This is a genomic window from Branchiibius sp. NY16-3462-2 (genome assembly GCF_001594145.1).
Classification (GTDB): domain Bacteria; phylum Actinomycetota; class Actinomycetes; order Actinomycetales; family Dermatophilaceae; genus Branchiibius.
Map to the genome: position 1 here is coordinate 280,424 of NZ_LVCF01000025.1, position 13,878 is coordinate 294,301.

The 13,878-nt window shown below is 66.7% G+C and carries 13 protein-coding genes; 5 read left to right on the plus strand and 8 right to left on the minus strand.

Translation table 11 applies throughout. The features are described from left to right. Positions 1 to 95 precede the first annotated feature (95 nt). Together AZH51_RS07385 and AZH51_RS07390 are read left to right on the plus strand one after the other, a co-directional pair. Positions 96 to 872, plus strand: a complete 777-nt coding sequence (locus tag AZH51_RS07385; RefSeq protein WP_291522815.1) for a hypothetical protein — start codon at positions 96 to 98, stop codon at positions 870 to 872. Positions 873 to 964: 92 nt separating this feature from the next. Further along, positions 965 to 1,666, plus strand: a complete 702-nt coding sequence (locus AZH51_RS07390; RefSeq protein ID WP_291522817.1) for a 2-phosphosulfolactate phosphatase — start codon at positions 965 to 967, stop codon at positions 1,664 to 1,666. Between the two features lie 10 nt (positions 1,667 to 1,676). Here AZH51_RS07390 and AZH51_RS07395 read toward each other — a convergent pair whose 3' ends face one another. The 7 genes from AZH51_RS07395 to AZH51_RS07425 form a co-directional block, all read right to left on the minus strand. Further along, entirely contained in the window at positions 1,677 to 2,873 is a 1,197-nt protein-coding gene (locus AZH51_RS07395) for an ATP-binding protein (protein ID WP_291522818.1), read from the minus strand. A gap of 306 nt (positions 2,874 to 3,179) precedes the next feature. Further along, complete coding sequence (locus AZH51_RS07400; RefSeq protein ID WP_291522821.1) at positions 3,180 to 4,427, minus strand: D-arabinono-1,4-lactone oxidase; 1,248 nt, start codon at positions 4,425 to 4,427, stop codon at positions 3,180 to 3,182. Between the two features lie 9 nt (positions 4,428 to 4,436). Next, positions 4,437 to 5,858 carry a xylulokinase gene (gene xylB / locus AZH51_RS07405; protein WP_291522823.1) on the minus strand — a complete coding sequence of 474 codons (1,422 nt, stop codon included), beginning with the start codon at positions 5,856 to 5,858 and terminating at the stop codon, positions 4,437 to 4,439. Continuing rightward, positions 5,843 to 7,327 carry a mannitol dehydrogenase family protein gene (locus AZH51_RS07410; protein ID WP_291522824.1) on the minus strand — a complete coding sequence of 495 codons (1,485 nt, stop codon included), beginning with the start codon at positions 7,325 to 7,327 and terminating at the stop codon, positions 5,843 to 5,845. The genes xylB and AZH51_RS07410 overlap by 16 nt, the downstream gene beginning before the upstream one ends. Beyond that, positions 7,324 to 8,235 (minus strand): carbohydrate ABC transporter permease, encoded by a 912-nt coding sequence (locus tag AZH51_RS07415; RefSeq protein ID WP_291522826.1) that lies wholly within the window; start codon positions 8,233 to 8,235, stop codon positions 7,324 to 7,326. Before AZH51_RS07415 ends, AZH51_RS07410 begins: the two co-directional genes overlap by 4 nt. Beyond that, complete coding sequence (locus tag AZH51_RS07420) at positions 8,232 to 9,167, minus strand: carbohydrate ABC transporter permease (protein ID WP_291522828.1); 936 nt, start codon at positions 9,165 to 9,167, stop codon at positions 8,232 to 8,234. The genes AZH51_RS07415 and AZH51_RS07420 overlap by 4 nt, the downstream gene beginning before the upstream one ends. 6 nt (positions 9,168 to 9,173) lie before the next feature. Further along, positions 9,174 to 10,526 (minus strand): sugar ABC transporter substrate-binding protein, encoded by a 1,353-nt coding sequence (locus AZH51_RS07425; protein ID WP_291522830.1) that lies wholly within the window; start codon positions 10,524 to 10,526, stop codon positions 9,174 to 9,176. 176 nt (positions 10,527 to 10,702) lie between these two features. Between AZH51_RS07425 and AZH51_RS07430 the strand changes: the two genes are divergently transcribed. After that, a complete protein-coding gene (locus tag AZH51_RS07430; protein WP_291523021.1) occupies positions 10,703 to 11,656 on the plus strand; it encodes a sugar-binding transcriptional regulator in 954 nt (317 codons plus the stop codon). Between the two features lie 15 nt (positions 11,657 to 11,671). On the opposite strand, the gene AZH51_RS07435 is transcribed toward AZH51_RS07430, so the two are convergent. Further along, entirely contained in the window at positions 11,672 to 12,040 is a 369-nt protein-coding gene (locus AZH51_RS07435) for a hypothetical protein (RefSeq protein ID WP_291522832.1), read from the minus strand. Between the two features lie 77 nt (positions 12,041 to 12,117). On the opposite strand from AZH51_RS07435, the gene AZH51_RS07440 reads away from it, so the two are divergent. Both AZH51_RS07440 and ppk2 read left to right on the plus strand, forming a co-directional pair. After that, the gene (locus AZH51_RS07440; protein WP_291522833.1) at positions 12,118 to 12,867 is read left to right on the plus strand and encodes a VC0807 family protein; all 750 of its coding nucleotides are present in this window, start codon (positions 12,118 to 12,120) and stop codon (positions 12,865 to 12,867) included. A 150-nt stretch (positions 12,868 to 13,017) separates the two neighbouring features. Further along, the gene (gene ppk2 / locus AZH51_RS07445) at positions 13,018 to 13,878 is read left to right on the plus strand and encodes a polyphosphate kinase 2 (RefSeq protein WP_291523023.1); all 861 of its coding nucleotides are present in this window, start codon (positions 13,018 to 13,020) and stop codon (positions 13,876 to 13,878) included.

The following is a 13,878-nucleotide window of genomic DNA, read 5'->3' on the forward strand; positions in this document are numbered from 1 at the left end:
GCGCTCCTTGCATCTGCCGGGTGCTGCGGGCCAACGCTCGGCGACGTCTCCTACTCCCTGCCCGCTGAAGAAAGGCACGGCTGATGAATGGTGCGATGCGATTTCGCGTAATCGGCACAATGGCGGCAACCGGCGCGCTGGCGATGACCGGTGGAGCTGCCATGGCGTGTGGCTCCGGCCCCGGTGGTTCACCCGGGTACACCTGCACCGGCGGGCTCGTCCCGTCCGGTACCTATTCCAACCTGAAGATCACCGGGCAGTGCGGCGTTGCGGACGGCGCAACAATCACCGTCCGCGGCAGCGTGTGGGTCGCCGCGAATGCGGCCTTCGACGCGCAGAGTGCTCCGGCGACGATCACCGTCGGCGGCAACGTGACTGCGAGCTCCGGCTCGCTGCTCGGTCTGGGTTGTCAGCCCGCCTCACTGGTCGGCAACTCCGCTCACCCGTGCGAGACCAATCCCACCGGTGCCTCGACGATCACCGTCCGGGGCAGCGTGACCGCGATCAAGGCGGCCGCGGTGCTCATCAACGGCACGACCGTCGGGGGCAACGTCACGGCACTCGGCGGTGGGTCACCCGAAATCCCGTGGTCGATCAAGAACAACACCGTCGGGCGCAACATCACCGTGGCCGGACAGAACACCGAGTGGATCGGCGTGATGTTCAACAAGGTCGGCCGCAACGTGCTGCTCTATGACATCGCGCTGAGCGATCCGGACCCCGGGGCCCCCGGCGTCTTCATCGTTCGGAACACCATCGAGCGGAACCTGGTGTGCTACCGGCTGACCCCCGGCGTCTCCGGCGGGTTCGTGCCGGGCTCCGTCAACGTCGTGGGAGGTGTCGCCCTCGGCCAGTGCGCGTCCCTCGTCTGACCGTCTGATCGCCAGGTGGTGGGCACCTGACCGTCACGTGTCCACCACCTGGTGCCTCCCCTCGGTGCGGTCGGGCGAGACAGGATGATCTGGTGCAGTCGAGATTCGTGGGTTTCGATCAGGTCCCTACCCACCTGAGCGAGCCCGTTGTCGTGATCGACGTCCTGCGGGCGTTCACCACTGCGGCCTGGGTGGTGGAGAGTGGCGCCAGCGGGCTGTGGTCGGCCCCTTCGACGCGCGATGCCCTCGCCACGAAGACCGACCTCGGCCCACGCGCCATCGCCATCACCGACCGCGATGTCAGCGGCGGCTTCGATCTCGGGAACTCACCGGCCCTGGTCCGCCGGCACGATCTGGATGGTCGCCCCGTGGTGCAGACGACAACCAACGGCACCGTGGGCGTGCACGCAGCCCGTCACGCTCCGTTGATTCTGTGCGCCGCTCTGGTGACAGCAACGGCGACCGCCCGGGTTCTGGCGGCCTCAGGTGCCGAACGGATCACCTACGTCATCACCGGCGACAACGGGCACGCGGAGGAGGACGTTGCCTGCGCGGACCTCATCCAGGCAATTCTCACCAGTCGCGGCATTCCGACCGACACCGTGGACCGGGTCCAGCAATCACGTGCTGCCCACGGCCTCCGAGAAGCCGTGACCGCTGGGCTTCCCGGAGTGGATGCAGAGGACATCGAACTCGCCTGTGAGGTCGACCGCTTCGACTTCACGCTCCGAGCCATCGACCAGAACGGCTTGATCCAGGTCCAGCCAGTAGCGGCCGGACAAACGGACCGATGATGCGAGGAGGCTAGGCCTGCGAGCGCAGGTACTGGCCGAAGTGCGGCACCGTGAACGCGATGCGCCCGCGCTCGCCCGAGTAGATCAGACCCTTCTTCAGTAGCGCATCCCTTGCGGGAGAAAGTGATTGGGGCTTGCGCCCGAGCACTACCGCCACCTCGGACGTGGGCACCGACTCGGTGTCGTCCAGGTCCTCGAGTGTCAGCGCCGCGTCGGCCATCGCCCGCAGATACTCCCGTTCGCCAGGCGTCGCCCGGTCGAACCGGGAGCCGAAGAAGCCCACTGCGAGTTCGGCTTCCGCGATCGGCGCCGCCATCTCCACGTCGGCCGCGGTGATCGGCGAGGCCGTCGCCGCGTCCCACACGACCTTCCCGTACGCCTGGATGAAGTACGGATAGCCGCCCGTCACGGCGTACATCGCCTCCAATGCCTCCGGCTCGTACGCCGCGCCCTCCTCCTCCGCGGGCGTCTCCAATGCGCGGTCCGCCTCCGCACGCGGCAACCGGTCAATCCGCGCGAAGCGAAACAGCCTCTCGCTGTATGACTTTGACGCCGACAGCACCGCCGGCACGTGCGGCAGGCCCGCCCCGACGATGAGCACCGGCAGTCCCGACTGGCTGATCTCGTGGCATGCGGCGCACAGCGCCGACACGTCCTCGGGATGCAGGTCCTGCATCTCGTCGATGAAGATCGCCACGCCGCGGCCCACGTCGGAAGCGAATCCCCCTACGTCGGAGAGCAATTCGACCAGGTCGATCTCGATGTCGCCCGAGTCTGCGCGACCGGAGACTGCGGGTACGTCGATCCCCGGGCTCCACTTGTCCCGCAACTTCGCGTTCGGTCCAGCCTCGCGCTGCGCGAAGGCCTTCACCACCCCCAGCACCTGATCGAAAACCGGACCGGCTGCTCCCAGCTCACGCAAGGCCTGGTGCAGCGCCGATGACAACGGCCGCCGCAGTCGCTGCTCCGGACGGGCCTCGAGCTTGCCGGTGCCCCATCCGGCTCGCACCGCCGAGGATCGCAGGGCGTTCAGCAGCACGGTCTTGCCGACGCCGCGCAGTCCGATCAACACCACCGATCGCTCCGGACGCCCCCGGGCCACGCGCTCCAGCGTGATCGCGAAGGTCGACAACTGCTCGTCGCGGCCAGCCAACTCCGGCGGTCGTTGGCCGGCGCCGGGCGCGTAGGGGTTACGGATCGGGTCCACGATTGCACCGTATACGCGAATCTAGCGTCAGCCCGATATATCCCTAGCGAGCCCGATCGTGTCGCCAGTTGCTTCAAGGAACCGTGTCCGCTGCAATGAATATGTGACCGACTCGAGCGAAGATTCCCGGCCGACGAATGACCGTGAAGTCCCCGCCGAGGACCCTCTGCAGCGTGACCACGTCGGGCTGCGCAGATCGGACTCCGTTGCAGATCACGAACGTCGGAAGCGACGGGACCGCCTCTTGGAGCAACTCGTCGTCGAGAACGCCGAGGTATTAGAGCGGCTGAAGGACAACTAGCCGGTTCAGTCCCCGAGCACTCGCGCCAAGAAGGCGTTGCCGAACTTCCGCTCCGGATCCACCCGGTCGCGCAGTGACCGGAATGCGGGCAACTGGTCGTAGAGCTGCGCCAACTCCGCAGAACCCGCGACAAAACACTTCCCCCAATGCGGCCGAGCGCCCAACGGCAGCAATGCATCCTCGATAAGCGGCAGCAGGGCATACACCGCGTCAGGGTCGCGCCGCCAGGTGAAGTGGACCCCCAGGACGTCCCGCCCCGACGCCGGGCTCAACCACTGGTCGTCGGCCGCCACCGTCCGGAACTCGGCCGCCTGCAGAAGAGGCGCCATCACCCCACCCAAAGATCGCAGCCGGTCGATCGCCGTCAACGCCTGCGACCGGGGCACCAGATACTCGCTCTGCAACTCCGCCCCGTTGCTGGGCGTGAACTCCATCCGGAAGTGCGGCAACCGGTGCAACCACGGCCCCGCCACCCCCAACTGCTGCGTCGTCGCCGCAGCATCGCCGTCGGCCAGCATGTGGGTCTGTTCACTGGCGACTCGTGCACCGAAATCTCCTGGCACAACGGAGAGTTCACGCGATTTGAACCACGCCTGGTGCACTCCCTCCGGGCCAAACCGGGTGAACAGACTCACGCTGTAGGCCGCCCCCATCAGCTCGTCCAACGACGACTCGACCGTGCTCCACGGCAGGTTGAGCAGAACGTCCTGCCGCACCTCGAAGGTCAGCTCCAAATCCAGCTCGACGGCCACCGCGATCCCCAGAACACCCAACGCGACCACACTGCCGGGGAAGTCGGCATCGCCCCGGGCCACTCGGCGTACTTGACCGTCAGCGCCCACGTAGTCGATGGCGCCGACGGCCGCCGACAGTGCCTGGTTCTTGTCCCCCGAGCCGTGCGTGCCCGTGGCCACCGCACCCGCGACACTGATGTGCGGCAACGACGCCAACCCGGCCAGCGCCCAACCCTGCCGCTCCAACTCCTCGGCCACCACGCCGTACTTCGACCACGCCGTCACCCGCGCGGTCGCTCTTGCCGCGTCGACCTCGACCTCGTCCGCGAGCCCTGACAGGTCCAGCAGCAACCCCTCACTGTCCGGCAGATCGGTGAAGCTGTGCCGCGATCCCAGCGCGCGTACCCGGGGCGAGCCGGCGATCAGGTCCTGCGCTTCGCCGACCGTCCGGGGCCGGACGACACGACCGCCGTAGCGATAGTTGCCAGCCCAATTCCATTCCGCTGCAGCAGAGTTCACGTCAAGACCTCATACACCGTACGTCGCGTGCACCAGTTCGCTGTACCGGCTCACCAGTCCGGTGGCCGAGTCAGGATCCGCGTGGAACTCGGCGTCGACCCCCAACGCCCAATCCGGGGGTGCCACAGCACCGCTCAGCGCCCACGCGGCCTGCCGGGCAGCCCCGATGCCGACATACTCACCGGCCGCGGGCACTACGACGGGCACCCCGAAGATCGCCGGTGCGATCTCTTGCACCGCTGCCGACGCCGATGCGCCACCGATCATGAGAACCCGGTCCACCTGCACGCCGTGCGCCCGCAGCGCGGCGACCCCGGCACCGACGTTGCACAGCATGCCCTCGACGACCGCGCGGGCCAGATTCTGCGGTGTGCCGTTCGCCCGGGTCAGACCGTGCAGGCTGCCGGTGGCATCGGGCAGGTCAGGGGTGCGTTCACCGTCGAGATACGGCAGGAGCGTCAGACCGCCCGCCCCGGGCTGCGCCGAAAGCGCCAGGGCATCCAACTCTCCCAACGAAACTCCCAACATCGCGGCACCGGTCGTCAGCACTCGAGCCGCGTTCAACGTGCACATCAGCGGCAGATAGTTGCCCGTCGCATCCGCGAACGCAGCGATCGCCCCCGTGTCGTCCTGGATCGGCTTCTCGTGAGGGGTGAAGACCGTGCCACTGGTTCCCAGCGACACCACGACATCGCCGGGTTCGAGGACCAGTCCGAGGGCCGCACCCATGTTGTCGCCCGTACCCGCGGCGACCACCATCCCGCTCGAGGTGCGACCAGCCACCTGCGAGGGACCAAGGACCGCAGGCAACGCCAGGTCCCGGCCGAAGGCGAGCTCCAGGAGATCTCGCCGGTATTCACCGGTCTCGGCAGCGAAATAGCCTGTGCCCGAGGCGTCCCCGCGATCGGTGGTCCATTGCTCGAAACCTCCGTCGGCCTGCAGGATGCGCCCCGTGATCCAGTCGTGCGGCAGGACCACCCGGCTAACCCGCGACGCATTCGACGGCTCGTGCCGCGCCAGCCACCGCAGTTTGGTCACGGTGAAGCTGGCGACCGGCACCAGTCCGACCGCATCCACCCAGGCCGCCGGGCCACCTAACTCCTGCACCAGATCCGCCGCCGCGCCCGAACTGCGGGTGTCGTTCCAGAGCAAGGCATCCCGCACGACCTCGTCGCCCGCGGTGAGCGCCACCATGCCGTGCTGTTGACCGCCCACCGCGAGCGCCGACACCCCATCGAGCAGCCCGTCGGCCGTTGCCGCCTGGTAGGCGTCCCACCAGTGCCGCGGATGCACCTCGGTGCCGTCCGGATGCGGGGCACGGCCCGTCCGGACCACCTCACCGGTCTCGGCGTCGCACACCACGACCTTCGTGGACTGGGTCGAACTATCGACACCGGCGACAAGTGTCCTGGCAGTCAGCGTGTGCTCCATTCCTCGAGCGTCGCCCGAGCGCCCTTGGAGTGCAAGGACGACAGACCCTCCCGATAGATGGTGGTGAACCGCTCCTGATCGACCAGGTCACCGAAGAGATCGTCGTCCCGCAGGAACGCCAGGTCGTCGTCCTTCTGCCGGGCGGCGGCTGCCATAACGCGGTCCTTGAGCCGGTCCACGATCTCGATGGGGTGGTCCTGCTCGTCGGTCCCCTCGGCGTATCTCGCCCAGGACGCGACCACGAGCGCGGACCGGTCGATCTCCCCGCCGGTGCGCAGATTGTCCCGGATCACCGGGACGAGCCACTTGGGGATGCGGTCCGAACTCTCCGCGCACAATCGCGCCAACGTGTCCCGCACCTCCGGGTTGGCGAAGCGCTCGATGAGCTCCTGCCGGTACGCCGCCAGGTCGACCCCGGGCACCTCCGGCAACGTGGGGCTGCCCTCCCGCTCCATGTAAGCCAGCAGGAAATCCACGAACAGCGGATCCTGGCAGACCTCGTGCGCGTAGCGGTAGCCCGACAGATAGCCCACGTAGCACAACGCCTGGTGGCTGGCGTTGAGCAACCGGATCTTCATCAGTTCGTACGGCGTGACGTCGTCCACGATCTGCGCGCCGACGTCCTCCCACCGGGGACGCCCGTCGGTGAAGTGGTCCTCGATCACCCATTGGGTGAACGGCTCGCACACCACCGGCCAGCCGTCGGCAACACCGAATTCGCTTGCCAGACGGTCGATATCGTCCTGGGCGGTGACCGGCGTGATGCGGTCGACCATGGCGTTGGGGAAGGCGACGTTGTCGGCCATCCAGTCGGCCAACTCCGGGTCCTTGAGCCGGGCGAACGCGCTGATCATCTTGCGAGCGACGTCACCGTTGCCCGGTAGGTTGTCGCACGACTGCACCGTGAAGGGCGGCACTCCCGCCGCGCGACGTGCGGCCAGACCGGCCACGATATATCCGAAAACCGTTCGGGGAGTGGCACCTTCGACCAGGTCCGCCTGAATCGAAGGGTCGTCGGCGTCGAACTCCCCGGTCACCTGGTTGACCAGGTAGCCGCCCTCGGTGATGGTCAGCGACACGATCCGGATCGCCGGGTCGGCCAGCTGGTCGACCACCGCCTGCGGATCATCCGGTGCGAAGAGCACCTTCATGATGCTGCCGATCACCCGCGGCTCGCGGTGACCGTCGGGATACTTCAGCACCAGCGTGTAGAGACCGTCCTGGGCGTTCAACGTGTCGGCGATGCGCCGGTCGTGCGGCAGGGCGCCGACGCCGATGATGCCCCAGTCCAGGTCTTCGCCCTTGTTCATCAACCGATCGAGGTACATCGCCTGGTGCGCCCGGTGGAAGCCGCCGACCCCGAAGTGCACGATGCCGGGCGTGATGGCCGATCGGTCGTACGCCGGTCGCGCAACCCTCGGGTCGAGCTCGCCGAGTGTCGCCTGGCTGAGTTGGATGGCCCCGCTCATCGGACTGCTCCCATCGACAGGCCCTGGACGAGTTTGTCCTGGGCGGCGAAGCCGGCGATCAGCACCGGCAGGGAGACCACCAACGAAGCGGCGCAGACCTGGGCCAGGAACAAGCCCTGGCTGGTGACGAATCCGGTCAGGAAGACCGGTGCGGTCTCGGAGATGGTCGCGGTCAGCACCCGGGCGAAGAGCAACTCGTTCCAGGAGAAGATGAAGCAGATCAGCGCCGCCGCCGCCAGACCGGGCATCACGACCGGCGCGATCACCTTGCGGAGCGTCAGCACCATCCCGGCCCCGTCGATCTGCGCGGCCTCCAGCATCTCGGTGGGTACTTCGGCCAGGAACGACCGCAGCATCCAGATCGCGATCGGCAGGTTCATCACCGTGTAGAACAACGCCAGCAACCAGATGTTGTCCAGGAGTCCGACCGCCTTGGCGAACAGGTAGATCGGGAGCAGGCCCGCAACGACCGGCAGGAACTTGGTGGACAGGAAGAAGAACAACACGTCCGTCCACTTGCGCACCGGCCGGATCGACAGCGCGTACGCCGCCGGGAACGCCAGCAGAATTACCAGGATCGTCGAGCAGATGCTCGCCGTCGCGGAGTTGATCAACGGCGCGGTCGGCCCCGCATTGATGAAGTTCTGGTAGCCCTCCAAGGACAAGGGTGCGAACAGCTTGGGCGGGTTGCTCGCCGCGTCGGTCTCCTTGTGGAAGGAGGTCAGCACCATCCAGGCCACCGGGAAGAAGAAGAACAACCCGAAGATCCACGCCAGCAATCCGAAGAGCGAGTTGGTCCAGGATCGTGGCTTGCGGTTGGCCGCAGGGACATCGCGGCTCTGAGGAACACGCGTGCCACCGCCGGAGTCGGCGTCCACGTCCTGGGTGCTGATTTCCTGGGTCGTCATCGGGTCTGCTCCTTGAAGAGGCTGAACACGGTCCGCAGCGCCACCGTTGCCACGATCAACGTGAGCAATACGACGATCACGCCTGCGGCCGAGGCCAATCCGTAATCGTGCGCCGTGTAGAAGGTTTGGTAGATGTAGTACGGCAGGTTGGCCGTGCCCAGTCCGCCCGAGGTGATGGTGAAGACGTGGTCGAAGTCCTGCACCACGTAGATCGTGCCCAGCACCGCGGACAGCTCGATGTACGGGCGCAGGTGCGGCAGCGTCATGTGCACGAAGATCTGCCACGAACTGGCCCCGTCCATCCGGGCCGCCTCCACCACGTCCAGCGGTCGTGACTGCAACCCGGCCAGCAGGATCAGCATCATGAACGGCGTCCACTGCCAAGAGATCGCGAAGATCAACGACCACATCGGGTGATCACTGATCCAGTCCGGCTGCGGGGCCTTGTCACCGAAGAGGAACTTCAACGTGCCGTTCAGCAACCCGTAGTTGGGGTTGAAGATCGCGTGCTTCCACAACAGCGCGGCAGCGACCGGCACGATCAGGAACGGAGTGATCATCATCGTGCGCACCACGCTGCGGCCAAAGAACTTACGGTCCAGGAGCAGCGCGATGATCAGACCCAGGATCAGCGAGACCATCACCACCGAGAACGTCAGCAGCACCGTCACCCAGATCGCCGAGCGGGCGTCGGGATCGGTCAACACCGTCTTGAAGTTGTCGATACCGGTGAAGCCACGCTGGTCCGGGTAGTAGGCGTTCCAGTTCATGAACGAGATGACGATCGTGGCCACGAAGGGCAACTGGGTCACGATCACCACCAGCAGCAGCGCCGGCAGCAGCGGGGCCCGCCGCGCCCAGTCACCTGAGCGTTGCAGGGCCCCGCGCTGACCGGAGCGCGACGGACCTGTGGTCGAAGCGGTCGCGGTCATCGGGTGCTACTTCTGGTACTTCTTGCCGACGGCTTCCGCCAGCGCCTGGCCCTTGTCCAGGGCGTCATCGACACTGCCCTGGCCGGCGATCGACGAGGAGACGTACTGGCTGACCTTGGTGCCCAGGTCGGGGAACTCCGGGATGTCGACGAACTGGATACCCGGAGCCGGCCGCGGCTGCAGACCGGGGTTGTTCGGGTCGACCGACTCGATCGCGTCCTTGGTCGGTGTCGCGAACGCCGAGGCGACCTTCAGGTACTCCGGGTTGGTGTACGTCGAGGCGCGCTTACCGGCGGGCACCCGCGACCAGCCCAGCTTCTGACCGACCAGTTCCTCGTACTTCTTGCTCGAGGCCCAGGACACGAACTTCCACGCCGCGTCCTTGTTCTGCGACGCCTCCTCGATACCCCACGCCCAGGTGTACAACCAGCCGGAGGACTTGGTCTTGTTCACGGGAGCCGCGACGTACCCGATCTTGCCCTTCACCGGCGAGTCACTGGCGTCCAGCGAGCCAGCCGCGGACGTGGCGTCGTACCACATCGCCGTCTTGCCCTGGGTCATGTTGTTCAGGCACTCGGTGAACCCGGCCTGTGCCGCGCCCGCCTCGCCGTGACTCCTCACCAGGTTGACGTAGAAGTTCGTCGCCGCCTTGAACTCCGGTGCGTTCACCTTGGCGTTCCAGTCCTTGTCGAACCAGGTGCCGCCGTAGGTGTTGGTCAGCGGTGCGAACAACTGGCCCCACCCGGGTTGACCACGAAGGCAGATCCCCCGCATCCCGGAGGGATTGTCGACCTTCGCCGCGATGTCGGCCACCTGGTCCCAGGTGGGGTTGCTCGGCATCGTGACGTTCTTGGCCGCCAGCACGTCCTTGCGGTACATCAGGAACGAGGACTCGCCGTAGAACGGCTCACCGTAGATCTTGCCGTCGACCGACAGGGCCGAGGTCATCGGCTTGAGGATGTCGCCCTGGTCGAACGCGGTGTCCTTGTTCACGTAGTCGGTCATATCGGCGACCCACTTGTTCTTGGCGTAGATCGGGATCTCGAAGTTCGACAGCGTGGCGACGTCGTACTGCCCCGCCTGGGAGGAGAACTCCTGGCTGGTCTTGTCCCGCAGGTCGTTCTCCGGCAGCACCGTGAAGTTGACCTTGATCCCGGTCTCCTTGGTGAAGTTGTCCGCCGTGAGTTTCTGCAGATCCACCATCTGCGGGTTGTTGACCATCAACACCCGGATCGTCTGTCCGCCGCCGCTGGCGTTACCACCGCCGCCGCCACCGCCACCAGCGCCCGAACACGCGGTCAGTCCGACCGTGGCCAACGCTCCGGCGGCCACCACTGAGGTCAACATCCTGCGGGTCATGCGATCTCCTCGTTCGTCCTCCGCCGTCCCACCTCGGGTCGCGGATTGCTCATTTGAGCGGGTGAATGCACATATGAGTAAAGTGACGTGAGTCACCAATGTCAACCAGCGCGCCGAAATCGTTACCCAGGGGGTGGACGAAGCACCGACGCGGCACACTCAAGGACGTGAAGGACATGACCAAGGACCGACGCGGGCCGGCCGAGTTGGTGCTCACGGCCACCGTGGCGCGCAAGCACTACCTGCAGGGCCGATCCAAGGTCGAGATCGCCGACGAGCTCGGACTCAGCCGGTTCAAGGTCGCGCGACTGCTGGACGCGGCGATCGAGACCGGCATCGTGCGCTTCGAGATCGTGGCCGCCGGGGACATCGACCTGGACCGCTCGGCCCGGTTGCAGGAGCGGTACGGACTGCGCCACGCGATCGTCCTCGACAGTGCCCGCTTGGAACCGGAGACCCTGCCGGAGGCAATGGGAACCGTTGCAGCACAAGCACTTTCAGAGATTCTTGAACCGGGTGACGTACTCGGCCTGCCGTGGTCGCGATCGGTGCTGACCATGGCCCGAGCACTGGCCGACCACGATCTGCCCCCGGTCGACGTGGTGCAGATCAGTGGCGCGATGGCCGTGCCCGGTTACGACACCAGCGCCGTCGACATCGTGCGCCGGGCCGCCCGGGCCAGCGGCGGGCACGGGGCGATCTTCTACGCGCCGCTGCTGCTGGACGACGCCGACAACGCGGCCAACCTGCGTCGCGAGCCGCAGGTGGCTGAGGTCCTGGCCCAGGGCGCCCGGGTCACGGTGGCTGTCGTGGGGATCGGCGCCTGGGCCCCGGGCGATTCGACGCTCTATGACGCCGCGTGCGACGCCGATCGCGAGGCCGTGCGAGCAGCCGGCGCCGTCGGGGAGTTCGCCGGCACCTTCTTCGACGTCGCCGGGCGCCCCCTGCGCACCCCGCTGAGCGACCGCATTATCGCCATCTCGGCCGAGCACCTGGGCCAGGTCCGGGAGGTCATCGGGATCGCGACGGGTGAGAGCAAACGGGACGCCGTCCGCGCCGCGTTCGCCGGCGGCATCCTCAACGCGGTGGTGACCGACGCAGTCCTCGCGGACGCGTTGCTCGCGGACTGACCGCTGACCCAGCCGTTATACCCGCGGGATCTCGTGCCGGGCCATCACCGCGTCGACGAACTCCTTCAGCATCGGCGCCGCCGCGTCCAGCTTCGGGTACTTCACCGCGACATTCCCCTTGCCGCCCGCCGCACCGGGGATCCGCGAGCGGAACTCGGAGACCAGGTCGAAATCGATCGCGTGCGTCGCGAAGTGCGTCTTCGCGGCCGTGAACATGACGTAGCCCTTGAGATACGAGTCCTCGAACTTGTACATCGGCACTCCGCGGAACATCACGGGAGGTACCGACGGATAGTGCGTATCGACGTACGTCCAGAACTCACGCAACCAAGGCTGCCCGGCCTCCGGAGCGCTCGCGAGGTACTCACCCGTTGAGTCCGCCATGCTGGCAGTATGGCCTACGTCACAGTAGCTACTCGTTAGTTACGCGCCCACCGGCCGACCCGAGCAAGGAGCACGACGTGCATCCGATCCGCACCATCAACGCGATGATGGCCGACGGGGGTCGCTACGCCAGCACCATCGCGATGCGCGGCCTGGGCACCATGATGGCGCTGGACGTCGCGGTCCCGCTGGTCGCCTACTACCTGGCCCGGCTGGCGCACATCGGGATGACGCCCTCCCTGTTCATCGCCACGATCGCGGCCGGGATCCGGATGCTCTGGCTGATCCGCAAGAACGGCGAACTCGACGGCTTCTCGGTCTTCATGCTGGTGATCTTCGCCGGTGGTCTGGCGCTGTCGGTGGTCACCGGCGACCCCCGGTTCATGCTGGCCAAAGGCGCCGCCGCGACCATCGTCGGTGGCCTGGTCATGATCGCGTCGGCTGCCGTCAAACGCCCGATCACCTTCATGGTCGGCAAGCGCCTGGCCGGCAAGGACCCCCAGGCGCGCGGTGAGCTCGAGCGGGGCTGGGCCGAGTGCCGCAACTTCCGCATCGGGTTCTACGTGATGGCCTGCGTCTGGGGTGTCGGTCTCATCCTGGAGTCGATCGTGCGGCTGTGGCTGATCTACACCGTGAATCTGGACGTTGCCGTCGCCAGTACGACGGCCATCACCGTGGCGACCTTCCTGATCCTGGTCGCGTGGCAGATCTGGTTCGTCCAGCGCTCGCGCACGCTGGCCAAGCGCGCCGGCTTCCTGACCAACGACAACGTCCTGCGGCTGGACGCCCCGGAGGCCGCGACGGCCGAAGCGGCCTTCCTGGAGTGACGATCACGACGCCGGCAGTTCCCCTGGGCGACACCTCGCGCGACGCGCGGAAGCGGTAGTTTCACGTCGTACCGCAATTTGTTACCTGCCGGAGGTTGTCCCGTGGCCAAGTCCAAAGCCGACAAGAAGACTGAAGTGCTCCAGCCGGAGGTGGGCACCCTTCTGACTCCGCTCGGTGGAGTGGACGAGACCGCCACCTGGACGCACAACTACCCCTACGACACCAAGATGTCGCGGCGGGAGTACGAGCGCCTGAAGAAGGGCCTGCAGATCGAGCTGCTGAAGATGCAGGCCTGGGTCAAGGAGTCCGGGGAGAAGGTCGTCCTGCTCTTCGAGGGTCGCGACGCGGCCGGCAAGGGTGGCTCGATCAAGCGCTTCACCGAGCACCTCAACCCCCGTGGTGCGCGGGTCGTGGCCCTGGAGAAGCCCACTGACCGGGAAATGTCCCAGTGGTATTTCCAGCGTTACGTCGAGCATCTGCCGACCGCCGGGGAGATCGTCTTCTTCGACCGCTCCTGGTACAACCGGGCCGGCGTCGAGCGCGTGATGGGTTACTGCACGGATGCGCAGTACGACGAGTTCATGCGGTCGGCGCCCGGGTTCGAGCAGATGCTGGTCAACTCCGGCACCCGGTTGATGAAATTCTGGTTCTCCGTCGGGCAACAGGAGCAGATCACTCGCTTCGAGCGCCGCCGCACCGATCCGCTGAAGCAGTGGAAGCTGTCACCGACCGACCTGGCCAGCCTCGACAAGTGGGACGCCTACACCGAGGCGAAGGAAGCCATGTTCGCCGCCACCGACACCCCCTGGGCGCCCTGGACGGTCGTGAAATCCAACGACAAGAAGCGCGGCCGCATCGAGGCCATGCGCTTCGTGTTGTCGCGGCTGCCCTACCCGGCGAAGGACCCCCTGGTCGTCGGTGCCCCCGACCCGCTGATCGTCGGCTCCGGCAAGCAGATCCTGGACGAGGGCGAGGCCGGTTTCCAGGGCGGCTACCGCGCGGGGCGCTGA

Coding starts and splice junctions, on each gene's coding strand:
- AZH51_RS07425 (WP_291522830.1), bottom strand. CDS start 10,526: ATGACCCGCAGGATGTTGACCTCAGTGGTGGCCGCCGGAGCGTTGGCC.
- AZH51_RS07410 (WP_291522824.1), bottom strand. CDS start 7,327: ATGAGCGGGGCCATCCAACTCAGCCAGGCGACACTCGGCGAGCTCGAC.
- AZH51_RS07415 (WP_291522826.1), bottom strand. CDS start 8,235: ATGACGACCCAGGAAATCAGCACCCAGGACGTGGACGCCGACTCCGGC.
- AZH51_RS07430 (WP_291523021.1), top strand. CDS start 10,703: ATGACCAAGGACCGACGCGGGCCGGCCGAGTTGGTGCTCACGGCCACC.
- xylB (WP_291522823.1), bottom strand. CDS start 5,858: ATGGAGCACACGCTGACTGCCAGGACACTTGTCGCCGGTGTCGATAGT.
- AZH51_RS07435 (WP_291522832.1), bottom strand. CDS start 12,040: ATGGCGGACTCAACGGGTGAGTACCTCGCGAGCGCTCCGGAGGCCGGG.
- AZH51_RS07420 (WP_291522828.1), bottom strand. CDS start 9,167: ATGACCGCGACCGCTTCGACCACAGGTCCGTCGCGCTCCGGTCAGCGC.
- AZH51_RS07385 (WP_291522815.1), top strand. CDS start 96: ATGCGATTTCGCGTAATCGGCACAATGGCGGCAACCGGCGCGCTGGCG.